Source organism: Bradyrhizobium sp. Pa8 (assembly GCF_052588265.1).
In genome coordinates, this window is record NZ_CP176767.1 from 3,199,787 (window position 1) to 3,222,506 (window position 22,720).

Consider the following 22,720-nt stretch of genomic DNA (forward strand, 5'->3'; position numbering starts at 1 on the left):
TTCATTATGCCAAGATTCAACCGACGGACTGGAGGGTGCGGCGAAATATCGCGGGATCAGCTCACATGCACTTCGGCCGACAAATTGTAAAGCCCCGATGCGGCCGCGCGACAGCGGCAGTAGCGATCGTGCCCACTCAATTCATTGATTTCACGAGAATTTTTGCTTGCCGCGTGAAGCCGCAAACAGGCTGTGGGAAGCCGATTCACCACCGACTTCCAACTTGCACACGTCGATGCGCGCAGTCCCTCTCGCATGGATGCGCGGCCGTCAGATGACTGACGATTCCTGGAATTCTTTATTCCAGAAGTCCGGGGTGCGGCGGATTTGACGCGATTCTCGCGACAGCCTGACGCAGGCCGAGCGGGTCATGCCATCGACGTGCGCAGCCGGCTGTAGCCTTCCTGGATCGCGGACCAGAACAGGGCGACGAGACCAAGCGCCATGATCGTGCTGACGAGGCCGTTGGAGAAGAACACGCCGAGCGAGCCCTGCGATCCCAGCAGCGACTGGCGGAAGGCTTCCTCCGCCTTGTCGCCGAGCACGATGGCGAGCACCAGCGGCGCGAGCGGGTAGTTGCACTTCTTCAGGAGATAGCCGAGCACGCCGAACACCAGCATCAGCATCACGTCGAAGGTGCTGTTGTGCACCGAATAGGCGCCGATCGCGCAGAGCACCAGGATGAGCGGCGCGATGATGCCGAACGGCACGCGCAGGATCGCGGCAAAGAGCGGCACGCAGGTGAGCACGACGATGAGGCCGGCGAGATTGCCGAGATACATCGACGCGATCAGGCCCCAGACGAACTCCTTCTGCTCGACGAACAGCATCGGGCCGGGCTGCAGGCCCCAGATCAATAATCCGCCAAGCAGAACGGCGGCGGTCGGCGAGCCGGGCACGCCGAGCGACAGCATCGGCAGCAGTGCCGAGGTGCCCGCGGCATGCGCGGCTGTCTCTGGTGCGATCACGCCTTCGATCTCGCCCTTGCCGAAATTGTTGCCGCGTCGCGCCAGCCGCTTGGCGATGCCGTAGCTCATGAAGGATGCCGGCGTCGCACCAGCGGGTGTGACGCCCATCCAGCACCCGATCAGGCAGGAGCGCAGCGAGGTCATCCAGTAGGCGGGCAGCTCCCGCCAGGTCTGGAGCACGACCCGAAGGTTGATGCTCGCGTTGCCGCCGCGGAAAGCCAGCCCTTCCTCCATGGTCAGCAGGATCTCGCCGATGCCGAACAGGCCGATCACGGCGATCAGGAAGTCGAACCCGTTGAGCAGCTCGGTGACGCCGAAAGTCAGCCGCAACTGCCCCGTGATCGAATCCAGGCCAACCGCCGCGAGCGCAAAACCCATCATCATCGCCGCGATGGTCTTGAATGGCGGCTCCTTGCTTAAGCCCACGAAGCTGCAGAAGGCGAGGAAGTACACCGCGAACTTCTCCGCCGGCCCAAATCGCAGCGCGAAGCCCGCGACCAGCGGCGCGACCAGCGTGATCATGATGACGGCGAACAGCGCGCCGACGAAGGAGGAAGTGAAGGCGGCCGTCAGCGCTTCGCCGGGCTTGCCCTGTTGCGCCATGGGATAGCCGTCGAACGTGGTCGCCACGGACCAGGGCTCGCCGGGGATGTTGAACAGGATCGAGGTGATGGCACCGCCGAACAACGCGCCCCAATAGATGCAGGACAGCATGATGATCGCCGATGTTGGCGGCATGCTGAAGGTGAGGGGAAGCAGGATCGCCACGCCGTTGGCGCCCCCTAACCCCGGCAGCACGCCGATGATGACCCCGAGCGTGATGCCGATGATCATCAGCATGATGTTGTAGGGCTGCAGGGCGACCGCGAAGCCGTGAAACAGGTTGGCTAACTCTTCCATATCGATACGTCCTGCAGCAGTAACGGGATGACGGCGCGGCTCTTGCCGGCCAAGCCTTTTACAAGCCGAGCCATTCCTCGAGCGGACCCTTGGGAAGCGGGACCAGGAACCAGCGCTCGAAAACCAGATAGGTCACGACCGGCATGCCGATCGCCACGGCTGCGACCGTCAGCCAGCGATAGCCGCCGAGCCACCGCATGAACCAGGCGATGAACACCATCGACGCCACGTAGAGGCCGATGAACGGCATCGAGCCGACATAGATCGCGGTGGGTACGACGACGCTCATGACCCGGCGAAGCTGTCCCCATTCCGCGAACAGCCGGCCGTCGTCGTCGCGTTGCGCGCTCCAGAGGTTGATGGCGCTCGCGCCGACGATGGCGGCGCCGACATAGAAGGGGAAGAAGCCGGCGCGCGGACCCTCCGCACCCCAGTTGATGCCGGCCTTGATGCTGCCGAAGATCACGACCAGGCCGAAGACGCCGATCAGCAGCGCCATGCCGATTTCCAGCGTTTTGTGTGCCGGGCCAGATTCGGAGCCGGATTGTTCAGTCATGGGACCTCCAGGCGGAATCGCAAGTCTTTCGCGGTCACGGCCGACCGGAGGACGACCAGCGTCCTCGGCCGTCATCGATGTCGCGGATCAGTTTCCCGATGCGAGGAAACCGGCTTCCTTCATCAGGCCCTCGTGGCGCTTCTCTTCCGCCTCGATCCACTTGGCGTAGTCGGCTCCGGCCAGGAAGGTCGTGTTGAAGGCGCCGCTCTTCATGAAGTCCTGCCATTCCGGCGTCGCGCGGACCTTCTTGAATAGCTCGACGTAGTATTCGACCTGATCCTTCGTGGCTTTGGGCGACGTGAAAATGCCGCGCAGCATGACATATTCCATCGCGAGGCCCTGCGACTTGCAGGTCGGAATATCCTTCCAGGCCTTGCCGTCGGCGATCGGCTCGTCATAGGCCATCGGCTGGGCGTCGAAGACGCAGAGCGGACGAAGCTTGCCGCCGCGCCATTGCGCCACCGCCTCGATCGGATTGTTGACGGTCGAATCGACGTGATTGCCGACGAGCTGCACCGCGACCTCGCCGCCGCCCTTGTAGGGGATGTAGGTGAACTTCGCGTCGATCACCTTCTCGATGCCGACCGTGATGATCTGGTCTTCCTGCTTCGAGCCGGTGCCGCCCATCTTGAACGAGCCGCTCGGGGCCTTCTTCGCGGCGTCGACGTAGTCCTTGACGCTGGTGTACGGCTTCTCGGCGTTGACCCAGAGCACGAACTCGTCGAGCGCCAGCATTGCGACCGGGGTCAGGTCCTTCCAGTTGAACGGAATCCCCGTCGCCAGCGGCGTCGTGAACAGGTTCGACAGCGTGATGATGATCTTGTGGGGGTTGTTCGTCGACGTCTTCACGTCGAGGAAGCCTTCGCCGCCCGCGCCGCCGGCCTTGTTGATGACGACCAACGGCTGCTTCATCAGGTTGTGTTTGGTAACGATGCCCTGGATGGTGCGCGCCATCTGATCGGCGCCGCCGCCGGTGCCCGCGGGCACGATGAACTCCACCGGACGAACCGGCTCCCAGCCCGCAAGGCTTGCGGTGCTGCTCGCGCACGACATCGCGATTGCCGCCAAAGCGGCATTCAGAAATGGCTTCATCTGTTTCTCTCCCTGTCGAACCTCGAACGCAGCCGCTCTTTGTCGGCTTGCGTCAGCCCATCTCGATTCACATGCGTGGGGTCACCTTTTGTGGTCGATCTCCCATCGCAATCCCAAACGAAACTCTACGAGCAGGGACAAGGCGCGGCATCCGCTCCTTTCGGCTAAGGCTCCGTCAAGGATCACGGCAAGCGTGCCTCGCCCTCGGCCGGTTCCGTCCTGCGTTACGCTTCCCCGTCTTGCAGCTTTGATCGTGCAATCGTTCTGTGTTGCTGAATGGTATGCGAGATACCAGCAGGCAAACAATTGGATCGACGGGTCACATCGGCGGACCAATCGTCGCAGTTGCGTTCGCGAGCGAGGCGAGGGCTCAACAAGAAAATGGCCCCGACGGGCGGGGCCATTTGATCAAACGTAGCGTCTGCGGGACTTCCCAACCGGCGCGCCATTTCGGCTGCGCGAGGAGAGTCTTCTTAGAGGCCGAAACGCGGCAGGTCGCCGTTGTGGTTCGAGATCTCGGCGCTCGCCATCAGGAAGCGATCGACCGCAGCCATGAAACGGGCGAACAGCGAGGCGGAGGGGGCGAGGGCGACGGCAGCGATCTTGGACATCTGAATTCCTTTCTCGAGACGGTCAGTATTACTGTCTCATTTCGAAAGGCAATCTACGTATACCAGATGCCAGTGTCCATGCATGCCATTGCATAGCAGCATGCGCGCTCCCGCATTGCAGCATAATCATCCGTTAAAGAGGCCGATCCGGACTTAAAATTGCCCATCGGCGTGCGAAAGGGGTGGATCTGCTGGCAAAGAGGCCGGAAATCGTGTTGCGCCGGTGGTTCCACTTGCCAGCGATTGGCAGCATTTCGTGTCGTCCCCGACCGCGCTGCAACATTCAGGTCTTGGCAGGGCAATTCAAAGCCGTTAGTGGTCTGCCCCCTTCCAATCAACTGTCAGAGTGGTTCATGTCGAGCGCCTCGGCCGCCGTCTCGATCGGCATCGATTTTGGGACCAGCAATACGGTCGTAGCCCTCGCGGCGGACGACCGCCGGGTCGAGGCCATCCGCTTCGATCACGGCGGACAACGGCACAGTGTCTACGTGTCGGCCCTGTGCTTCTGGGAGGACCGGCCCGGAGCCGGAGCCCAGGCCGAGGGCGGCCCGTGGGCGATCGAGCAGTTCCTCGAAGGCCGCCACGTCTACCGCTTCCTCCAGTCGTTCAAGACCTTCGCTGCGAGCAGCAGCTTCAACACCACGCAGGTGTTCCGGCAGCGCTACAAGTTCGAGGATATTCTGGCGGCGTTCCTGCGAACGCTGGCGCGCCATGGCGGAGACAGGTTCGGCTTCGAGACGTCAACCATCACGGTCGGCCGCCCGGTGCGCTTCGCCGGTGGCAATCCCGACGAGGCGCTGGCGATGCAGCGCTATCGGGCCGCGTTCGAACGCCTGGGCGCCGGCCACGCGCGCTATGTCTACGAGCCCGTGGGCGCCGCGTTCTCCTTCGCCCGCCGGCTGGAGCGCGATGCCACCGTCCTGGTTGCGGATTTCGGCGGCGGCACCAGCGATTTCTCCGTGATGCGTTTCTCGCGCGTGGGCGGCGCCTTGCGTGCCGAGCCGCTTGGACACGCCGGCATCGGCATCGCAGGCGACACGTTCGATTACCGCATCGTCGACCACGTCGTCTCGCCGCGGCTCGGCAAGGGATCCAGCTTCCGCTCGTTCGACAAGGTGCTGCCGGTCCCCACCGGCCACTACACCAACCTCGCGCGCTGGCATCAGCTCGCGATGATGAAGAGCAATGGCGATCTGCGCGAACTCCGGGAGCTTGCGCGCTCCGCGCTGAAGCCTACTCTGCTCGAGGACTTCATCACCATCGTCGATCTCGACCTCGGCTTCTCGCTGTACCGCGCAGTGTCCGACGCCAAGGTGGCGCTGTCGGCGCAGGATCAGGTGGAATTCCGCTTCAAGGGCGGCGGGGTCGATATCGGCTCGACCATCACGCGGAAGAATTTCGACAGCTGGATTGCCGACGATATCGCCCGGCTAGGTGCAACAGTCGACAAGGTGCTGGGCGAGGCCGGCATCACCGCGCGCGAGGTGGAAAAGGTGTTTTTGACCGGCGGGACCTCGTTTGTGCCCGCCGTCCGAAAACTGTTCGCCGAACGGTTCGGCAACGAACGGCTGATGTCGGGCGACCAGTTCGAGTCGATCGCCTACGGCCTTGCGCTGATCGGACACAGCCCCGACCCCGATCGGTGGACCGCAAGCGGTGGGATTACGCCGAAGGCGGGCGCGTAGCCCAGCAACAGCCGCCATTGCTTGGCTGCTCGCAATGACGACGGAGAGCTGTCATCAGTGCCGTAGGGTGGGCAAAGGCGCGGAGCGCCGTGCCCACCATCTTTCCGAGGTTGAGAGAGCATCGGTGGGCACGCTGCGCTTTGCCCACCCTACGATACTGATGTCGCCGCTACTGGTTGATCTCCGGCTCCACGAGCCTTGCGAGGTTTCGCAACGATTCCTGCCAGCCGAGATAGCAGGCCTCGGGCGGGATGACGTCAGGGATGCCGGCCTGGGTGATGTCAACCTCGGTGCCGACCGAGACCTTCTTCAGCGTCACGGTCACCTGGATTTCGCCGGGCAGATTGGGGTCGTCGAATTTGTCGGTGTAGCGGAGACGTTCGCCCGCGACGAGTTCGAGATATTCGCCGCCGAAGGCGTGGCTGTTGCCCGTCGTGAAATTCCGGAACGACATCTTGAACGTGCCCCCGACCTTGGGCTCGAGGTGATGGACGGTGCAGGTAAAGCCGTTCGGCGGAAGCCATTTCGCCAGCGCATCCGCCTCGAGGAAGGCGCGATAGACTTTCTCCGGACTGGTCGAGAGAACGCGGTGCAGACGTACAGTGCTGGGCATGTTCCTTCATCCTCTTGCATTGATGGGCCCGACCTTGGCGTCTACTGCCCATTCATGTCTCAAGGACGACCGGGACGCCGCCGATCCGACATGGCATTGCAGATAAACGGGGGCCGCCGAAACCGGCGGCCTTCGATGTTGTCTTTGCAGTTGTTTTGGATCGGTTTGCCGCTCACCGCGTCCAGTCTTCACCTGCGCACAACGTTCCCATGCAGCCCCGGACGTTGAGATTGCCTGATGGCAGCAAGGTGACGGTGCTCGCATAGGTCTTTCCGTCGTCGGCATTGTAGATCCTGCCCGACCATTGATTGGCGCCGGCCGCCTGCATGTCGATGAACAGGGAGATGCCGACGATCTTCCGGCCGCGCAACGCAGGATCGGCGTTATGGTCGTCGAGCTGCGCCTTGCCCGTCTTCTTGTCGATCGGCTCCTTCAGCCAGACGACCCGGCCGCATAGCGCATTGCCGCAACGGCTCACCTTGATCCTCGCGTCGCCCGACTGTGTCAGCCAGACGCCGGCGGGACCGCTGGCTGTTGCGGCTTCGGCGTTTCCAAGCGGGGAGATGGACAACAGCGCTGCGAGCAGGTGCCGGACGAGGGTGGAACGCATGGGGGCTCCATATTGGATCAATTGTCATGAAATATTTCATGATAAACAATCAATATATCGCGCTTAAGGTTGATTCAATTGTGCGGAACATGCATATTGGGGGGACGGCAAGGGGCCTTGGATCTGCGGAGTGCCTGGACATGATTGCGGTGGGGACATCGGTACGCGAGGCCCGGCAGCGCTGGTTTCGACGTCTCGATCTGGCGTTCTGGGCGATCTGGGCGGCACTGCCGGTGGTGGTCTGGCTCGCCTATCGCGCAAACACCACGGCCTCTGCCTCGATCGCGGCGAGCCTTGGTCCCGAACAGGCGAAATGCGCAACCCTTGTCGCCAATCCACTCGAGATGTCGCGCCACGGTCAGCTGCTGTTCTGGACCTTATTTGCGCTTCAGCTCTCGTTCTTCGCCGTGTTGATCGGCATCCTTCACCGCATGGTGCATCGATTCGCGCGCGGCCGGATCTTCGTGTCCGAGACGCTTCAGGGAGTGTGGTGGATGGGGATCATTCTGGTGATCTGGCCGTTCATTGACCTGATCACCAGCAATGCGGTGGCTTATGCCTTGCATGAGATCGGCGATATCAAGTTCTTCCTGCCGTCCTACAACGTCGACATCGGCACGATCGCGGGCGGGGTGTTCCTGATGGCGCTGAAATTCGTCATTGAGCACGCCATCCTGCTGCAGTCCGAAAACGAACTGACGATCTGAGGTGAATGCTTGTGCCGATCGTCGTGAACCTCGATGTCATGCTTGCGAAGCGGAAGCGCCGCCTCGGTGACCTCGCCGACGCAATCGGCATTTCCATCCAGAACCTGTCGATCCTGAAGACGGGCAAGGCGAGGGCGATGCGCTTCTCGACCTTGGCCGCGATCTGCCGCGAGCTCGACTGTCAGCCCGGAGACATCCTCGAATATGTCGCGGGCGAGGAGGGCAGCGAAGAGGATGCAGGCGAGGGGAGCTGAGCTCACACCTGGCGTGCCTTGTCTGCCTTCGTGCTGCACGCGAGAACCTGAAACACATCCCATGTGCAACGGTTGGCCGTTTGCGTGCTCAATCGAAGCGAATTCGCTCGGTGCGAGATCTACCTCGCGGCCGGCAGGCCGACCGATCTGTCAGATCGTTGCCGCATCCTGCGGCGTCATCGTGAAGGCGAGCCGGTAGCGGCCGATCGTCGGATTGTCCTGCGCCCCCAGAGGGCCAAGCGCCACCGGCGAAAGTCGGTCGGCGGTCACCTGCTCGATCGCGTCGGCATCGTAACCCGACAGCAGCATGATCCAGTCGGCGGCCCCGTCCTTGCCGCGGATCTGCTGCTCGGTGGTGGGCGAGCTGGTCCGCGGCGTGTCGGTCAGGAGGAGGTGGGCGCCGGTCAGTCCCGGCATCTGCGCCAATTTGCCGAGCATCTCCGAGAGATGTGTCTGCAACTCCGCCTCGCGCCCGGCCTCCGGCGAAAGCCGGATGGTGGCGAGCGAGGTCGCGACGCCACCGCCAAAGCTGGCGGCGACGCGGCACTGGCTGCGGACCATGCCGAGATGGTGCGGCATCATCTTGCTCGACCATGGCGTCGGCGCGTTGAGCCGGTCGAGATATCCCTTCGACGTGAGCACCTCGTACCGCTCCAGCTCGTACAGCACGAAGAAGCCCTCGGTGTCCGTCGTGCTGGTCCAGCGCGATCCGCGCCGGAAGCCGGGAATGCTCATCCGCTCGGGAAAATGTTCGTGGGAATGCCAGTCGCCGAACTCCGCGCGCTGCTCGGGGCGGACGCTCCACCACATCGCGACGGCGGCCTTACCGAGCAGTGACATGCTGACCTCCCTGTTTTCCAGCACTTTGCCTTGACGCCAACGCCGGGAGCAAGTCGTTCGCGCTTCCAAGGTGCGATCTTCAATCCCTTCGCGGCGGTGCCGGCACGTGTGGCGCTTGGCAGCTTTCGGTGCCCACAGTCGATTGGCTGGAGGGAGAGTGGTGCGGTTCTTCCGAGAGCAGCTTGCTGGTGGCGTGCGGTGAGCACTCGATAGCGCGACATCGTGTCGACGCTCTCGGGTCTAACACAGTTAGCTGGCACCAAATCGCGGCTGCGAACACGCAACTCACCTTGCCTCAGGCGCCATTCGGGCTCGAATCCTCAAAGTTGAAAAAGTTCCACTGCTGCCCATGAGGCATTAAATCCCGCCAAGCCTTGCAAGTGGCGATGATGAGGTATACCTTGATGTTTGTTCGTTCAGCCGCTGTGCCTTGTTGAATGCGCCCGCGGGCTCCTTTTCCAGAGACATCGACGAATTGAATCGGTTCTGCGTGAGTGTCACGTGGAATGTGCGCGTATGCGCTTTGGAGAAGAATAATGACGACAGGTACCGTGAAGTGGTTCAACGGCCAAAAGGGCTTTGGATTCATTCAGCCCGACGATGGCGGCAACGATGTGTTCGTTCACATCAGCGCAGTCGAGCGGGCTGGTCTCTCAGGTCTCGCCGAGGGCCAGAAGGTCAACTTCGAGGCCAAGACCGACAAGATGCGAGGCAAGGTCAGCGCAGAGAATCTCTCGCTGGCCTAAGATACTGCGCCGTTTCACGGATGTACTGAAACGGCCACGCTGCCCGCTCGATCCCAGGGATTGAGCGGGTTTTGTCCGTTGTCGGAGTGGGTGAAGCATGAGCGGCAAGAAGTCGGCTGAACCGTCACCCCAAAGCATTGAGCGTTCCAACCGTCAGCGTTTGGCTGCCGAGGAGGGAACGCGAGCAATGGCGGACGTCGAGAGACAGGCCGTCGATGTTCGCAAGAACATGGCGCGGCTTCGCGAACTGCGCGAAGCCAAGGAAGCGGCCGATGCAACTCTTCAAGCATCGTTGCCGGCGCCAACCCTGACGAAGCGCAAGAGAAAGCTGACGCGATAGCCGATTTCAACTGCGTCGACGAAAATCTGGAGAGGGGCCGGTCACATGCCAAAGAGTGCGATCGTGCCCAGGGTCAAGTCGGACAGCGGCGGCACAATCACCTTCTTTCTCGCGCTTGGCGCGGGCCGGCAGATGTGCCGCCTTGCGACCACGTTCCAGACGCAGAAGCAGGCCTTCAGCTATCTTCAGAAATACCGGACGGAGTTCGAGCGCATCGCGCGGAGCCGGCTGGCCTCCGGGGAGCTCGAAGACGGGATCGTCGTGCTCTCGATGCTCTAAAGCATGATCCGAACCCGAAGGGCCGCGCTAGCGCAAAGTGCGAAGCGGTTTTCCGAAAAGATCATGCTCAAACAATAACCTAAAGTGCGATGACGATTCATTCCGATCTCATCGCGCTTTAGGTCAGGCGTTGCGCTTTAGGTCAGGCGTCGATTTCCACGCGACGTGCTCAGCGCCAGCCTCAATCGCGCGGATGCAGCATCGTAACCGGGTACGGAACGCGTCCTATTCAGAGTGGCCCTTCGGCTTGGCCTCGCGGGCCAATCGCTCCGCTTTCAGCCGCTCGCGATTCTCGTTGAAGGAGTGCTGGTCCTTCGCATAGTCATTCATCGGCTTCTGCGTTTTGACAGGCTTGAACGCCTTGTTGGCTTCACGCTTGGCCCGATCCGAGGATTGATCTCTCAACATTTCGACCTCGTTTTGATCAACAAGCTGTGACAGGACAAGTGCTGGCCGACGCCTCCCACCCGCAAACGCTGTGCGTGGGCTTGCTACCTTTCGGGGCGAGAAGAAGGCCAATTCTGCAGCGTTGCGCAGATGCTTTTGCGATGTGTTTCAGTCATTCGCCTTGGCGGCTGCGTTGCTCGTACGTCGGGATAGCACGCCGGCTTAGACAACAACGGCACGCCGCCGCTTATGTTCCAAGGACCCTGCGGACTGGCGCCAGGTTTGCGATAGTGCGATTGTCCCGCCGCAATGTCAGGAGATGTGCAATGCTCGGTGTGAACGACGGGGAGACAACCCCCGCGAAGGAAAGGCCGCAAAGGTCGCAAAGATGGACCGGTGAAGATGCATGGGCGGCTTACCAGCTTCCCTTCAACGATCTGCTCTTCCGTTCACAATCCGTACATCGGGAGCATTTTGACCCAAATCGCGTGCAGTTGAGCCGGCTGCTGAACATCAAGACAGGTGGTTGTCCGGAAGACTGCGGTTACTGCAGCCAGTCGTCGCATCATGCGACCGCTCTTGCAGCCTCCAAGTTGATGGAGGTCGGGAAGATCGTTGCCGAGGCACGCAAGGCAAAAGACAGCGGCGCGACGCGTTATTGCATGGGGGCGGCCTGGCGCAATCCGAAGCCGCGCGACATGGATGCCATTGTCGAGGTCGTCGGAGCCGTGAAGGAACTCGGGCTCGAGACCTGCATGACGCTCGGCATGCTCGACCGGGATCAGGCCGAGCGACTGAGTGCTGCCGGGCTTGATTACTACAATCACAATATCGATACCTCGGAGCGCTACTATCCGAGCGTTATCTCCACCCGCACATTCGCCGATCGTCTCGATACGCTGGAGCATGTCCGCGAGGCCGGCATGAAAGTGTGCTGCGGCGGAATTCTCGGCATGGGTGAGAGCGAACGGGACCGCGTCGACATGCTGGTTACACTCGCCAACCTCCCGGAATCGCCGGAGAGCGTGCCGATCAACATGCTGATCCCGATTCCGGGAACGCCGATGGCGAAGGCGACGCCGATAGGCCCGATCGAGTTCGTACGCATTGTCGCGCTGGCGCGTATCATGATGCCGGCCTCTTTCGTGCGACTCTCGGCGGGGCGGTCGGCGATGACCGACGAGATGCAGGCGCTGTGCTTCTTTGCCGGTGCAAACTCGATCTTTGTCGGCGACACGCTGTTGACTGCGGGCAATCCGCAGGACGAAGCCGATCGAAAGTTGTTCCGCAGGCTCGGACTGGAGGCGCTCTGACCTTTTTGCAAGCCGCTGAGCTTCTTTCCCGATCATGCCCTGGCCGTTAGGCAGTTTGCCCGACGAACACCCCTCGGCCGTTCTTCGCCGGGCAGGATATCGGCTTTGTCGGATCATGGCATAATGCCCCTGTTTTGCCCGACGTGTCAAAAGGCATTTCGTGAAATACGAAATCGTCTTGTGGCCAAGGGGTTAGCTACTGTGCATGGGGTTGTTTTTCTATTTTTTAGTCACAGCCGCGACCGCACGGCCTTCTGAAGCAAAAAGGGCCGCCCCTTCGGGCGGCCCTTTTGTCTTGGCTTAAATCAGATCCGCTTACTCAGCGGCCTGCTTCTGCGGCGGATCGAGCGCGCCGGACTTGTGGATGTCGGCGACCTGGTGATCGCTGAAACCGAGCACAGAGCGCAGGATCTCGTCGGTGTGCTCGCCGAGCAGCGGGGAGCGCTCCACCTCGCTCGGGCTATCCGACAGCTTGATCGGGTTGCCGACCGAGATGTACTTGCCGCGGGCCGGGTGATCGACCTCGACCACGGTGCCGGTGGCGCGCAGCGACTGGTCTTCGGCGATTTCCTTCATCGACAGGATCGGGCCGCAGGGGATGTCGTCCTTGTTGAGGATTTCCATCGCCTCGAATTTCGTCTTCGTCATCGTCCACTGTTCGATGCGGGCGAAGATCTCGTTGAGGCGCGGCAGGCGGACGGCCGGCTTGGAATAGTTCGGATCGGTCTTCCAGGTGGGCTCGCCGATCACGTCGCAGATCTTCTCCCAGACCGGGGCCTGGGTGATGAAGTAGATGTAGGCGTTGGGATCGGTCTCCCAGCCCTTGCACTTCAGGATGCGGCCGGGCTGGCCGCCGCCGGAATCGTTGCCGGCGCGCGGCACGGCGTCGCCGAACGGAATGCCTTCGCCGAACTGGCTGTATTCCTTCAGCGGACCATGCGCGAGGCGCTGCTGGTCGCGCAGCTTGACGCGGGCGAGGTTGAGCACGCCGTCCTGCATCGCGGCGGTGACCTTCTGGCCCTTGCCCGAATGCGTGCGCTGATAGAGCGCGGTGACGATGCCGAGCGCCAGATGCAGGCCGGTGCCGCTGTCGCCGATCTGCGCGCCGGTGACGAGCGGCAGGCCGTCGCGGAAGCCGGTGGTCGAGGCGGCGCCGCCGGTGCACTGCGCGACGTTCTCATAGACCTTGCAGTCTTCGTACGGTCCGGGGCCAAAGCCCTTGATCGAGGCGACGATCATCTTCGGGTTGATCGCCTGGATCTTCTCCCAGGGGAAGCCCATGCGGTCGAGCACGCCGGGGCCGAAGTTTTCGACCAGCACGTCGCACTTCTTGATCAGCTCGGTGAGGACTTCCTTGCCCTTGGGGTTCTTGGTGTCGAGCGTGATCGAGCGCTTGTTGTGGTTGAGCATGGTGAAATACAGGCTGTCCACGTTCGGGATGTCCTGCAACTGGCCGCGGGTGATGTCACCCACGCCCGGACGTTCCACCTTGATCACGTCGGCGCCGAACCATGCCAGCAGCTGCGTGCAGGTCGGCCCGGACTGGACGTGGGTGAAGTCGAGAATGCGAACGCCCTTGAGCGCTTTGGTCATCGTATTGCTCCGTACTCTGTGTCTGCCCCTGCACCCGGCAGGGAAAGGGTTGAAGGAGAGGAGGCTAAAGCGCGCTTGGCGCTTCAGCTCTTTTGTTTGGGCATGATCTTTTCGGAAAACCGCTGGGCGCCTTTCCGGATCACGCCTTACTTCTTCTTCTGCAGAACGCTCTGCGGATTGAGGTTGCCGATGCGGCCGCTCTCCGAGCCCGCGGCCGGATCGATCACCGCGTTGATGAGCGTCGGCTTGCCCGAGGCCATCGCCTCGTTGACGGCGCGCTTGAGCTCGTCGGGCGAGGTGGCATTCACGCCGACGCCGCCGAAGGCTTCCATCATCTTGTCGTAGCGCGCGCCCTTGACGAACACCGTCGTCGCCGGATCGGCGTTGACGCTGTTGACGTCGGTGCCGCGATAGATGCCGTCATTGTTGAAGATGACGACGCAGATCGGAAGGTTGTAGCGGCAGATGGTCTCGACCTCCATGCCGGAGAAGCCGAAGGCCGAGTCGCCTTCCACCGCCAGCACGGGGTGGCCGGTCTCGAGCGCAGCCGCGATCGCCTGGCCCATGCCGATGCCCATCACGCCCCAGGTGCCGACGTCGAGACGCTTGCGCGGCCTGTACATGTCGATGACGCCGCGGGCGAGGTCGAGCGTGTTGGCGCCCTCGTTGACGAGGATCGCCTCCGGATGATCCTTGATCACGTTCTTCAGCACGCCGAGTGCGCCGTGATAGTCCATCGGCGACTTGTTGTTCATGAGCTTCGGCGCCATCTTGGCGACGTTCTCTTCGCGCTTGGACGAAATCGCCTTGGTCCATTCGGCGGGCGGGGCGGTCCAGCCCGAAGCCATGGCCTGGTTGAACGCCGAGACGACCGAACCGATGTCGCCGACGACGGGCGCGACGATCTCGACGTTGGAGTCCATTTCCCTGGGCTCGATGTCGACCTGGATGAACTTCTTGGGCGCTTCGCCCCAGCTCTTGCCCTTGCCGTGCGAGAGCAGCCAGTTCAGCCGGGCGCCGATCAGCAGCACGACGTCGGATTCTTTCAGCACCGTGGAGCGCGCGGCGCCAGCGCATTGCGGATGCGTGTCGGGGAGGAGGCCTTTGGCCATGCTCATCGGCAGGAACGGCACGCCGCTCTTCTCGACGAACGACTTGATCTCTTCATCGGCCTGCGCGTAGGCCGCGCCCTTGCCGAGGATGATGAGTGGACGCTTGGCCGCCTTGAGCACGTCGAGCGCGCGCTTGATCGAAGCGGGCGAGGGGATCTGCGCGGGCGCGGCATCGATCACCTTGACCAGCGACTTCTGGCCGGCATCGGCGTTCATCACCTGGCCGAACAGCTTTGCCGGCAGGTCGAGATAGACGCCGCCCGGACGGCCCGAGACCGCGGCGCGGATGGCGCGGGCGAGACCGATGCCGATGTCCTGGGCGTGCAGCACGCGATAGGCCGCCTTGCACAGCGGCTTGGCGATCGCGAGCTGGTCCATCTCTTCGTAGTCGCCCTGCTGGAGGTCGACGATCTCGCGCTCGGAGGAGCCCGAGATCAGGATCATCGGGTAGCAGTTGGTGGTGGCGTGCGCGAGCGCGGTGAGACCGTTGAGGAAGCCGGGCGCCGACACCGTGAGGCAGACGCCGGGCTTCTTGGTGAGGTAGCCGGCAATGCCCGCGGCGTAGCCGGCGTTCTGCTCGTGGCGGAAGGAGATCACGCGAATGCCTTCGGCCTGCGCCATGCGGCCCAAATCCGTGATCGGGATGCCCGGCACATTATAGATGGTGTTGATGCCGTTCAGCTTGAGCGCGTCGATGACGAGATGAAAACCATCCGTCAGTTCCTGCTCGGTGCCCGGTGCTTCGGACTTGGTCGCGGTATTCAGCATGGGCCTTGTCTCCCTGGTCTCATATGCCGTTTTAGGCTTTGTGGACGAATGGCTCGCCCTTCTGGTGAACGTTGCTAGGTGAACAGTTCCTGACCGTGCGCTTCGACGTAAGCAGCGAGGCCAAGGGTGTGGTCGCGGGCGCGCTTCTCGGCGAGCTCGGTGTCGCGCGCTTCAAGTGCTTCGATCATGGCAAGATGCTCGGGCAGGGACGTCGCGGTGCGGTCCTTGCGTCCGATGGTGAGCTGGCGGTAGCCGCGCACGTGCAGCAGCAGATCGTTGGTGAGATCGACCAGCACCGGCGATTCCGACAGCGAGATCAGCGCCTGATGAAAGGCGATGTTGGCGCGCGAATATTCCTCGACGTGATCCTCGGGCAGGCGGTCCTTGCCGAAATCCTTGAAGTAGTCGCGCAGCGCCGTGATGTCCTTCTTGCGTGCGGTGGTGGTGATCAGGCGGGCCGCCATGCTCTCCAGCGCCGCCCAGGCGCGGATCATGTCGACGATCTCGCTCTTGGTCCTGCGCACCACCATGATGCCGCGGCGCGGAACGGTCTTCACGAAGCCGTCCTGCTCGAGCATCGCGATCGCTTCGCGGATCGGGGTGCGGCTGACACCCAGGCGTTCGGACAGCGCGCGCTCGTCGAGCATCACCGGCTCGGGCGTCGAGTAGATGTCCATCTTGAGGATGGCTTCCTTCAAGGCGTCATACGCCTTGTTCTTGAAGCTGCTCTCCGGGGCAATACGAACGATTGCGATATCTGCCTCGGTCATGTTCGGCAACGCCTTGGTTGGTTTCCGCAGTGACACGACGAATCTCCTCCAGTGGGAGTCGTCTTTTACAGGATTATTAACGGGAAAGTTTTTGGCATACCACATGCCAGAATGTCAAGCTGGCTATTTTTTGCGGCGTTCTAAGTCATGCAGCAGCTTGACAAGTTGGCTTCTGGCATACCAAATGCCATCGCCAGCCATTTTTGATCCAAAGCGGCGGAGTAATGTGGGCTTTATGCCACTCCGTTCCGCGACATGGAACAGAGCGCGGCGAATGGCAAGCATCACGGGCAGCCGCTACACGCGCGCGCTTTGAAAAGAACGAACTGAGGTCAAGGGAGAAGCCATATGTCCAATTCCAAAGATGCCGTCCGCAAAGTGCTCGACCAGGTCAAGGCGGACAACCGCACCAGCCTGACCGCGCCGGAAGGCAAGCTGGTCTGCGACGCCTACGGCATTCCGGTGCCGAAGGAGGGCGTGGCGAGGTCGGCGGGCGAGGCCGGCAAAATGGCCTCCTCGATGGGGTTCCCGGTGGTGATGAAGATCGTCTCGCCGGACATTCTCCACAAGACCGAAGCCGGCGGCGTCATTGTCGGCCTCAAGACGGCCGAGGATGCCGAGAAGGCCTACGAGACCATTCTCTCCAACGCCAAGAAGTACAAGTCCGATGCCAAGATCGAAGGCGTCCAGGTGCAGCAGATGCTGGCCGGCGGCACCGAAGTCATCGTCGGCTCGATCACCGACGGCTCGTTCGGCAAGCTGGTCGCCTTCGGCCTCGGCGGCGTGCTGGTCGAAGTCCTGAAGGACATTACCTTCCGCCTCGCGCCCGCGACCAAGGAAGACGCGCTCTCGATGCTCGACGGCATCCAGGCGCATGAGATTTTGAAGGGCGTTCGCGGCGGCGAGGCGGTGAACCGTACGGCGCTCGCCGACGTCATCGTCAAGGTCTCGCAGCTGGTCACCGATTTCCCCGAAATCGTCGAGCTCGATCTCAACCCGGTGTTCGCGACGGCCAAGGACGCGATCGCCGCCGACGTGCGCATCGTCGTCGACTTCGCCTATGTGCCGAAGCCCAAGCCGCGTCCGACCGAAGAGATCGTCGCGGCCATGAGCCGCATCATGCAGCCGAAGGCGGTCGCCGTGGTCGGCGCCTCCGCCGAGGACGGCAAGATCGGCAACTCCGTGATGAAGAACCTCATCAACGGCGGCTACAAGGGCGATATCTATCCGATCCATCCCAAGGCCGCCGAGATCCTCGGCTACAAGGCCTACAAGAGCGTGAAGGACGTTCCGGGTGTGATCGACACGGCGGTGTTCGCGATCCCCGCGAAGTTCGTGGCGGCGGCGCTCACCGAGTGCGGCGAGAAGAAAATCCCGGGTGCGGTGCTGATTCCGTCGGGCTTCGCTGAAGCCGGCGCGCCGGAGCTTCAGGCCGAGATCGTCGAGGTCGGCAAGAAGTACGACATCCGCCTGATGGGGCCGAACATTTACGGCTTCTATTATACGCCGGCCAATCTCTGCGCGACCTTCTGCACGGCTTACGACGTCAAGGGCCACGCGGCGCTGTCGTCGCAGTCGGGCGGCATCGGCATGGCCATCATCGGTTTCTCGCGCTCGGCCAAGATGGGCGTCTCGGCGATCGTCGGCCTCGGCAACAAGTCCGATATCGACGAGGACGATCTGCTCGCCTTCTTCGAGCAGGATCCGAACACGAACCTGATCGCGCAGCACTGCGAAGACCTCAAGGACGGCCGCGCCTTCGCGGAAGCCGCCAAGCGCGTCTCCAAGAAGAAGCCGGTCGTCGTGCTCAAGGCCGGCCGCACCTCGGCCGGCGCCAAGGCGGCCTCGTCGCATACCGGCGCACTCGCCGGTAACGACAAGATCTACGAGGATGTCCTGGCGCAGTCGGGCGTGATCCGCGCCCGCTCGCTGCGGCAGCTGCTCGAATTCGCCCGTGGCGTGCCGGTGCTGCCGACCCCGAAGGGCGAGAACGTGCTGATCATCACCGGTGCGGGCGGCTCGGGCGTGCTGCTGTCGGACTCCTGCGTCGACAACGGCCTGTCGCTGATGTCGATGCCGCCGGATCTGGATGCGGCTTTCCGCAAGTTCATCCCGCCGTTCGGTGCGGCCGGAAATCCTGTGGATATCACCGGCGGCGAGCCGCCGATCACCTACGTCAACACGGTGAAGCTCGGCCTGTCGGACGAGCGGATCCATTCGCTGATCCTCGGTTACTGGCACACCATCGTCACGCCACCGATGGTGTTCGCCCGCAACATGGTCGAGGTGAAGAAGGAGATGGAGGCCAAGGGCTTCGTGAAGCCGATCGTCGCCTCGCTCGCCGGCGACGTCGAGGTCGAGGAAGCCGCCGAATATCTCTACCAGAACGGCATCCCGGCCTACGCCTACTCCACCGAGCTGCCGGTCGAAGTGCTCGGCGCCAAGTACAAGTGGGCGCGCGGGGCAGGGCTGCTCTGAGTATGACGACCCTCGCCTCTCCCCGCTTGCGGGGAGGGGCCGGAATTTGCGCAGCAAATTCCGGGTGAGGGGGACTCTCCGCGAGTCTGACTGCTATCGTCCTTGCGGAGGCTCCGCTCACCCTGACTCTCTCCCCGCAAGCGCGGAGAGGGGAAGAAGAACGAATGCAGGTCGCGATGAGCAAGAACGTGATCCGGCGCAAATCGCTCGAGCCTCGATCGCCAACGGAGGCCGACCACGACGCGCGCGATGGCGGCGTGCAGTCCGTCGACCGCGCGCTGTCGATCCTCGAAACGCTGGCCGAAGACGACGAAGGCTATCGCCTCAGCGACCTCGCCGTGCGCACCGGCCTGTCGGCCTCGACCGTGCACCGTCTGCTGGCGACGCTGGAGAGCCGCCGCTTCGTGCAGTTCGACCGCGCCGAATCCAAATGGCATGTCGGCGTGCGCAGCTTCACGGTCGGCGCGAGCTTTGCCCGGCGGCGTAATTTCTCCACGCAGGCGATTCCTTACTTGCGCAAGCTGCGCGATCTCACCCGCGAGACCGCCAACCTCGCTGTCGTCGACGACGAGTTCATCATCGTGCTGACCCGCATGGAGAGCCGCGAGATCATGCGCTCGTTGACCCAGGTCGGCGGCCGCGTCGCCATGGTGACGTCAGGCGTCGGCAAGGCAGTGCTCGCGACTTATTCGGACGAGGACGTCGGCGCGGTCATCCGCCATCACGGCATGCCCCGCCTGACCGAGAAGTCGATCGTGCGGCCAGGCGACCTGTTCAAGGAGCTCGAGAAGATCCGCAAGCAGGGTTTTGCGCTCGACGATGAAGAAGCCTGTATGGGCCTGCGCTGTATTGCCGCAGTGGTCTACAACGACTGCGCCGAGCCGCTCGCGGCGATTTCCGTCTCGGGCATGACCAGCCGCCTGACCGACGACAGATTGCCGGAAATCGGCCAAATCGTGCGCGAAGTCGCCGGCGAATTGACCGTCGCGCTCGGCGGGGTGATGCCGAAATCTGGCTAACAAGGAACAGGGCCTGTCGCTGGACAGCATCGGCCGTTTTCGCTGATATGCGACCAAACGACACAATGCGGCAACCGATCAACGACGTCCGCACGAGCCCTGGAGAATGCCCCCATGTTCAAATTTCCCGCGCGCCTTGTCGGCGCAGCCGTCGCGCTGACCCTCGCGGCAGCTACGCCCGCCTTCGCCCAGCAGCTCGAGCTCAAGCTGATGGCGCCGGCGGCTCCGGGCGGTGGCTGGGACCAGACCGCGCGCTCGATGCAGCAGGCGCTGGTCGCTTCGGGCGTCGCGCGCAGCGTGCAGGTCACCAACGTTCCCGGCGCCGGCGGCAGCGTCGGCATCGCGCAGTTCGTCAATGGCGCCAAGGGCGACGGCAACCAGCTGATGGTCAACGGCTTCGTCATGGTGGGCGCGCTCGCCATGAACAAATCGCCTGTCACGCTCGAGCAGGTGACGCCGATCGCGCGCCTCACCGAGGAAATCCAGGTGATCGTGGTGCCCGCGAATTCGCCGATCAAGACCGCGCAGGATCTCGCCGCCGCGGTGAAGGCCGACATCGCCAAGGTGACCTTCGCCGGCGGCTCGGCCGGCGGCGTCGACCATGTCATGGCGGCGTTGTTTGCCGGCGCCGTCGGCGCCGATGCGAAGAAGATCAACTACATCCCGTTCTCCGGCGGCGGCGAATCGCTGGCGGCAATCCTCGGCGGCAAGGTCACCGCGGGCATTTCGGGGCTGAGCGAATATGAAGGGCAGATCAAGTCCGGCAAGCTGCGCGCGATCGGCGTGACCTCGGAGAAGCGCATCGCGGGCAGCGACATCCCGACCTTCAAGGAGCAGGGCATCGACCTCGTGATCGCCAACTGGCGTTCGGTGGTCGCGCCTCCCGGCATCACGCCTGAGCAGCGCAAGACGCTGAGCGATGCGATCGAGAAGATGGTGAAGTCGGACGCCTGGAAGGAGATCCTCAAGCAGAAGGGCTGGGAGGATGCCTATCTCGGCGGCGACGCCTTCGCCGACTTTCTGAAGAAGGAAACCGTGCGCGTCACCGACGTGCTGAAATCGGTCGGCCTGGTCAAGTCATGACCTCAGGCGATCCCTTCCTGCCGCGGCGCGTCGATCGCGCCGGCATCGTCATCGCTGTATTGCTCGCAGGTCTCGCCGCGGTGCTGGTCTGGGACGCGCGCGGGCTGCAATCCACTGCGATGTACGGGATGGGACCGGAGGCAATGCCGGTCGTGGTCGCCACCGGCCTTGCGCTGCTTGCGATCGGCAATTTCATCGACGCGCTGCGCGGCAATTTGCCGGCGCGCGAGAGCGCCGATTCCGTGCCTGTGATTCTGATCCTGGTTGGCCTTGCGCTGCTGATCGCCATCATCGGCTTCGGCGGCGGCTTCATCCTTGCGACATCGGCGTTGTTCGTGACGACGTCGGCAGCCTTCGGGCGCCGCGCCATCCTCGCCGACAGCATCATCGCCCTCGTGATGTCGACCCTCATTTATCTCGCGTTCGACCGGCTGCTGACGCTGAGCCTTCCGACCGGGCCCCTGGAGCGACTGCTGTGATGGACACCTTTGCCGCGCTGGCCCACGGCATGGCGGTCGCCGTCCAGCCGATGAACCTGCTCTATGCGCTGATCGGCGTGTTCCTCGGCACGGCCGTCGGCGTGCTGCCCGGCATCGGCCCGGCCCTGACGGTCGCGCTACTGCTGCCGGTGACCTACAAGCTCGACCCCGGTGGCTCGCTGATCATGTTCGCCGGCATCTATTACGGCGGCATGTATGGCGGATCGACCACTGCGATCCTGATCAATACGCCCGGCGAGAGCGCCTCGATGGCGACCGCGCTCGAGGGTAACAAGATGGCCAAGGCCGGCCGCGGCGGGCCGGCGCTCGCGACATCCGCGATCGGCTCCTTCGTCGCCGGCACCATCGCCACGATTGGCTTGGCCTTTCTCGCGCCGTGGCTGGTCGATTTCGCGGTGCGCTTCGGCCCCGAGGACTATTTCGCGCTGATGTGCGTCGCCTTCGTCACGGTGTCGGCGACCTTCGGCGATTCTCCGATCCGCGGCCTGACCAGCCTGTTCATCGGCTTGACGCTGGGGCTCGTCGGCATCGACAAGCTGACGGGTCAGGCGAGGCTTGCGTTCGGTGTTCCTGAATTGCTCGACGGCGTCGAGGTGACGACGCTTGCAGTCGGCCTGTTCGCGGTGGGCGAGGCGCTCTACGTCGCATCGCGCCGTCACCACACCGAGGAGAAGCTCGAGCCGGTGCGGGGCTCGCTGTGGATGACAAAGGAAGACTGGAAGCGCTCGTGGAAGCCGTGGCTGCGCGGCACCATGTTCGGCTTCCCGATCGGCGCGCTGCCCGCAGGCGGCGCGGAGATCCCGACCTTCCTGTCCTATTCCACCGAGAAGCGGCTCACAAAACATCCGGAAGAATTCGGCAAGGGCGCGATCGAAGGCGTTGCGGGACCGGAAGCCGCCAACAACGCCTCCGCCGCCGGCACGCTGGTGCCGCTGCTGACGCTGGGATTGCCGACCTCGGCGACGGCCGCGATGATGCTGGCGGGCTTCCAGCAATACGGCCTCAACCCGGGGCCGCTGCTGTTTGCCGAGCGGCCTGACCTGGTCTGGGGCCTGATCGCGAGCCTGTTCATCGCCAATTGCATGCTGCTGGTGCTCAATCTGCCGCTGGTCGGGCTGTGGGTGCGGTTGCTCGCGATCCCGCAGCCTTGGCTCTATGCCGGCATTCTCGTGTTCGCGACCATGGGCACCATCGCAGCAAAGCCGTCGGTGGTCGAATTGTCGATGCTGGCCGGCTTCGGCGTGCTCGGTTTCCTGATGCGCCGGTTCGACTTTCCCATCGCGCCTGTCGTCGTCGGCCTGATCCTCGGTCCGATCGCCGAGAGCCAGCTGCGCCGCGCGCTCGCGATCAGCCTCGGCGATCCCATGACGCTGCTCCAGAGCCCGATCTCGGCGACGCTGCTCGTCATCGCGCTGGTTGCGCTGCTGGCCCCGTTCGTGCTGAAGGGGATGGGGCGCTTCAAGGCGAACGAGGACTAGCCGTCCCGGCGCGCGCGT

23 protein-coding genes are annotated in these 22,720 nt (G+C 63.1%); 12 read left to right on the plus strand and 11 right to left on the minus strand.

Annotation, left to right across the window (positions count from 1 at the left end; all coding sequences use genetic code 11):
- Positions 1-368: 368 nt before the first annotated feature.
- From ACKWRH_RS14350 to ACKWRH_RS14365, 4 genes are all read right to left on the minus strand, one after another.
- A complete protein-coding gene (locus tag ACKWRH_RS14350; RefSeq protein ID WP_445221075.1) occupies positions 369-1,868 on the minus strand; it encodes a tripartite tricarboxylate transporter permease in 1,500 nt (499 codons plus the stop codon).
- A gap of 58 nt (positions 1,869-1,926) precedes the next feature.
- Complete coding sequence (locus tag ACKWRH_RS14355) at positions 1,927-2,424, minus strand: tripartite tricarboxylate transporter TctB family protein (protein ID WP_445221076.1); 498 nt, start codon at positions 2,422-2,424, stop codon at positions 1,927-1,929.
- An 87-nt stretch (positions 2,425-2,511) separates the two neighbouring features.
- Positions 2,512-3,516, minus strand: coding sequence for a Bug family tripartite tricarboxylate transporter substrate binding protein (locus ACKWRH_RS14360; protein ID WP_445221077.1), 1,005 nt, complete (start codon positions 3,514-3,516; stop codon positions 2,512-2,514).
- 473 nt (positions 3,517-3,989) lie between these two features.
- On the minus strand, positions 3,990-4,127 hold the full coding sequence (locus ACKWRH_RS14365; protein WP_445221078.1) for a hypothetical protein: 138 nt from the start codon (positions 4,125-4,127) through the stop codon (positions 3,990-3,992).
- A gap of 353 nt (positions 4,128-4,480) precedes the next feature.
- Here ACKWRH_RS14365 and ACKWRH_RS14370 point away from each other — a divergent pair, with 353 nt between their 5' ends.
- On the plus strand, positions 4,481-5,812 hold the full coding sequence (locus tag ACKWRH_RS14370; RefSeq protein ID WP_445221079.1) for an Hsp70 family protein: 1,332 nt from the start codon (positions 4,481-4,483) through the stop codon (positions 5,810-5,812).
- 169 nt (positions 5,813-5,981) lie between these two features.
- Here ACKWRH_RS14370 and ACKWRH_RS14375 read toward each other — a convergent pair whose 3' ends face one another.
- Together ACKWRH_RS14375 and ACKWRH_RS14380 are read right to left on the minus strand one after the other, a co-directional pair.
- Positions 5,982-6,425, minus strand: a complete 444-nt coding sequence (locus tag ACKWRH_RS14375) for an SRPBCC family protein (RefSeq protein WP_028151484.1) — start codon at positions 6,423-6,425, stop codon at positions 5,982-5,984.
- Between the two features lie 172 nt (positions 6,426-6,597).
- Positions 6,598-7,035 (minus strand): DUF2147 domain-containing protein, encoded by a 438-nt coding sequence (locus ACKWRH_RS14380; protein WP_038941930.1) that lies wholly within the window; start codon positions 7,033-7,035, stop codon positions 6,598-6,600.
- A 26-nt stretch (positions 7,036-7,061) separates the two neighbouring features.
- Here ACKWRH_RS14380 and ACKWRH_RS14385 point away from each other — a divergent pair, with 26 nt between their 5' ends.
- Positions 7,062-7,742, plus strand: a complete 681-nt coding sequence (locus ACKWRH_RS14385) for a DUF2975 domain-containing protein (protein ID WP_445221080.1) — start codon at positions 7,062-7,064, stop codon at positions 7,740-7,742.
- Between the two features lie 11 nt (positions 7,743-7,753).
- A complete protein-coding gene (locus tag ACKWRH_RS14390; RefSeq protein ID WP_445222397.1) occupies positions 7,754-7,996 on the plus strand; it encodes a helix-turn-helix domain-containing protein in 243 nt (80 codons plus the stop codon).
- A gap of 150 nt (positions 7,997-8,146) precedes the next feature.
- On the opposite strand, the gene ACKWRH_RS14395 is transcribed toward ACKWRH_RS14390, so the two are convergent.
- Positions 8,147-8,836, minus strand: coding sequence for a hypothetical protein (locus ACKWRH_RS14395; protein WP_445221081.1), 690 nt, complete (start codon positions 8,834-8,836; stop codon positions 8,147-8,149).
- Positions 8,837-9,372: 536 nt separating this feature from the next.
- Here ACKWRH_RS14395 and ACKWRH_RS14400 point away from each other — a divergent pair.
- The 3 genes from ACKWRH_RS14400 to ACKWRH_RS14410 all read left to right on the plus strand — a co-directional run bounded on the left by ACKWRH_RS14400 (position 9,373) and on the right by ACKWRH_RS14410 (position 10,201).
- Positions 9,373-9,582: a cold-shock protein gene (locus tag ACKWRH_RS14400; protein WP_028151479.1), complete on the plus strand. Its 210-nt coding sequence runs from the start codon at positions 9,373-9,375 to the stop codon at positions 9,580-9,582.
- A 97-nt stretch (positions 9,583-9,679) separates the two neighbouring features.
- Positions 9,680-9,922, plus strand: a complete 243-nt coding sequence (locus tag ACKWRH_RS14405) for a transcriptional regulator (RefSeq protein ID WP_445221082.1) — start codon at positions 9,680-9,682, stop codon at positions 9,920-9,922.
- A 45-nt stretch (positions 9,923-9,967) separates the two neighbouring features.
- On the plus strand, positions 9,968-10,201 hold the full coding sequence (locus tag ACKWRH_RS14410) for a hypothetical protein (protein ID WP_445221083.1): 234 nt from the start codon (positions 9,968-9,970) through the stop codon (positions 10,199-10,201).
- Positions 10,202-10,426: 225 nt separating this feature from the next.
- Here ACKWRH_RS14410 and ACKWRH_RS14415 read toward each other — a convergent pair whose 3' ends face one another.
- A complete protein-coding gene (locus ACKWRH_RS14415; protein ID WP_445221084.1) occupies positions 10,427-10,609 on the minus strand; it encodes a hypothetical protein in 183 nt (60 codons plus the stop codon).
- A 305-nt stretch (positions 10,610-10,914) separates the two neighbouring features.
- Between ACKWRH_RS14415 and bioB the strand changes: the two genes are divergently transcribed.
- Positions 10,915-11,901, plus strand: coding sequence for a biotin synthase BioB (gene bioB / locus ACKWRH_RS14420; protein WP_445222398.1), 987 nt, complete (start codon positions 10,915-10,917; stop codon positions 11,899-11,901).
- 315 nt (positions 11,902-12,216) lie between these two features.
- On the opposite strand, the gene frc is transcribed toward bioB, so the two are convergent.
- The 3 genes from frc to ACKWRH_RS14435 all read right to left on the minus strand — a co-directional run bounded on the left by frc (position 12,217) and on the right by ACKWRH_RS14435 (position 16,144).
- Positions 12,217-13,494 carry a formyl-CoA transferase gene (gene frc / locus ACKWRH_RS14425; protein WP_445221085.1) on the minus strand — a complete coding sequence of 426 codons (1,278 nt, stop codon included), beginning with the start codon at positions 13,492-13,494 and terminating at the stop codon, positions 12,217-12,219.
- Positions 13,495-13,640: 146 nt separating this feature from the next.
- Positions 13,641-15,374, minus strand: a complete 1,734-nt coding sequence (oxc, locus tag ACKWRH_RS14430) for an oxalyl-CoA decarboxylase (RefSeq protein WP_039150953.1) — start codon at positions 15,372-15,374, stop codon at positions 13,641-13,643.
- Between the two features lie 74 nt (positions 15,375-15,448).
- Positions 15,449-16,144: a GntR family transcriptional regulator gene (locus ACKWRH_RS14435; RefSeq protein ID WP_162136472.1), complete on the minus strand. Its 696-nt coding sequence runs from the start codon at positions 16,142-16,144 to the stop codon at positions 15,449-15,451.
- A gap of 348 nt (positions 16,145-16,492) precedes the next feature.
- On the opposite strand from ACKWRH_RS14435, the gene ACKWRH_RS14440 reads away from it, so the two are divergent.
- From ACKWRH_RS14440 to ACKWRH_RS14460, 5 genes are all read left to right on the plus strand, one after another.
- Complete coding sequence (locus tag ACKWRH_RS14440) at positions 16,493-18,622, plus strand: acetate--CoA ligase family protein (protein ID WP_014496657.1); 2,130 nt, start codon at positions 16,493-16,495, stop codon at positions 18,620-18,622.
- 176 nt (positions 18,623-18,798) lie between these two features.
- Positions 18,799-19,641 (plus strand): IclR family transcriptional regulator, encoded by an 843-nt coding sequence (locus ACKWRH_RS14445; RefSeq protein WP_445222399.1) that lies wholly within the window; start codon positions 18,799-18,801, stop codon positions 19,639-19,641.
- Between the two features lie 114 nt (positions 19,642-19,755).
- Positions 19,756-20,724 (plus strand): Bug family tripartite tricarboxylate transporter substrate binding protein, encoded by a 969-nt coding sequence (locus tag ACKWRH_RS14450; protein ID WP_445221086.1) that lies wholly within the window; start codon positions 19,756-19,758, stop codon positions 20,722-20,724.
- The gene (locus tag ACKWRH_RS14455) at positions 20,721-21,203 is read left to right on the plus strand and encodes a tripartite tricarboxylate transporter TctB family protein (protein WP_445221087.1); all 483 of its coding nucleotides are present in this window, start codon (positions 20,721-20,723) and stop codon (positions 21,201-21,203) included. The genes ACKWRH_RS14450 and ACKWRH_RS14455 overlap by 4 nt, the downstream gene beginning before the upstream one ends.
- A complete protein-coding gene (locus ACKWRH_RS14460) occupies positions 21,203-22,702 on the plus strand; it encodes a tripartite tricarboxylate transporter permease (protein WP_161535723.1) in 1,500 nt (499 codons plus the stop codon). The genes ACKWRH_RS14455 and ACKWRH_RS14460 overlap by 1 nt, the downstream gene beginning before the upstream one ends.
- Positions 22,703-22,720 lie beyond the last annotated feature (18 nt).

Bases quoted from the DNA above. Each gene is read 5' to 3' on its own strand.
- ACKWRH_RS14350 (WP_445221075.1), bottom strand. From the start codon at position 1,868: ATGGAAGAGTTAGCCAACCTGTTTCACGGCTTCGCGGTCGCCCTGCAG.
- ACKWRH_RS14355 (WP_445221076.1), bottom strand. From the start codon at position 2,424: ATGACTGAACAATCCGGCTCCGAATCTGGCCCGGCACACAAAACGCTG.
- ACKWRH_RS14360 (WP_445221077.1), bottom strand. From the start codon at position 3,516: ATGAAGCCATTTCTGAATGCCGCTTTGGCGGCAATCGCGATGTCGTGC.
- ACKWRH_RS14365 (WP_445221078.1), bottom strand. From the start codon at position 4,127: ATGTCCAAGATCGCTGCCGTCGCCCTCGCCCCCTCCGCCTCGCTGTTC.
- ACKWRH_RS14370 (WP_445221079.1), top strand. From the start codon at position 4,481: ATGTCGAGCGCCTCGGCCGCCGTCTCGATCGGCATCGATTTTGGGACC.
- ACKWRH_RS14375 (WP_028151484.1), bottom strand. From the start codon at position 6,425: ATGCCCAGCACTGTACGTCTGCACCGCGTTCTCTCGACCAGTCCGGAG.
- ACKWRH_RS14380 (WP_038941930.1), bottom strand. From the start codon at position 7,035: ATGCGTTCCACCCTCGTCCGGCACCTGCTCGCAGCGCTGTTGTCCATC.
- ACKWRH_RS14385 (WP_445221080.1), top strand. From the start codon at position 7,062: ATGAAATATTTCATGATAAACAATCAATATATCGCGCTTAAGGTTGAT.
- ACKWRH_RS14395 (WP_445221081.1), bottom strand. From the start codon at position 8,836: ATGTCACTGCTCGGTAAGGCCGCCGTCGCGATGTGGTGGAGCGTCCGC.
- ACKWRH_RS14400 (WP_028151479.1), top strand. From the start codon at position 9,373: ATGACGACAGGTACCGTGAAGTGGTTCAACGGCCAAAAGGGCTTTGGA.
- ACKWRH_RS14405 (WP_445221082.1), top strand. From the start codon at position 9,680: ATGAGCGGCAAGAAGTCGGCTGAACCGTCACCCCAAAGCATTGAGCGT.
- ACKWRH_RS14410 (WP_445221083.1), top strand. From the start codon at position 9,968: ATGCCAAAGAGTGCGATCGTGCCCAGGGTCAAGTCGGACAGCGGCGGC.
- ACKWRH_RS14415 (WP_445221084.1), bottom strand. From the start codon at position 10,609: ATGTTGAGAGATCAATCCTCGGATCGGGCCAAGCGTGAAGCCAACAAG.
- bioB (WP_445222398.1), top strand. From the start codon at position 10,915: ATGCTCGGTGTGAACGACGGGGAGACAACCCCCGCGAAGGAAAGGCCG.
- frc (WP_445221085.1), bottom strand. From the start codon at position 13,494: ATGACCAAAGCGCTCAAGGGCGTTCGCATTCTCGACTTCACCCACGTC.
- oxc (WP_039150953.1), bottom strand. From the start codon at position 15,374: ATGCTGAATACCGCGACCAAGTCCGAAGCACCGGGCACCGAGCAGGAA.
- ACKWRH_RS14435 (WP_162136472.1), bottom strand. From the start codon at position 16,144: ATGACCGAGGCAGATATCGCAATCGTTCGTATTGCCCCGGAGAGCAGC.
- ACKWRH_RS14440 (WP_014496657.1), top strand. From the start codon at position 16,493: ATGTCCAATTCCAAAGATGCCGTCCGCAAAGTGCTCGACCAGGTCAAG.
- ACKWRH_RS14445 (WP_445222399.1), top strand. From the start codon at position 18,799: ATGAGCAAGAACGTGATCCGGCGCAAATCGCTCGAGCCTCGATCGCCA.
- ACKWRH_RS14450 (WP_445221086.1), top strand. From the start codon at position 19,756: ATGTTCAAATTTCCCGCGCGCCTTGTCGGCGCAGCCGTCGCGCTGACC.
- ACKWRH_RS14455 (WP_445221087.1), top strand. From the start codon at position 20,721: ATGACCTCAGGCGATCCCTTCCTGCCGCGGCGCGTCGATCGCGCCGGC.
- ACKWRH_RS14460 (WP_161535723.1), top strand. From the start codon at position 21,203: ATGGACACCTTTGCCGCGCTGGCCCACGGCATGGCGGTCGCCGTCCAG.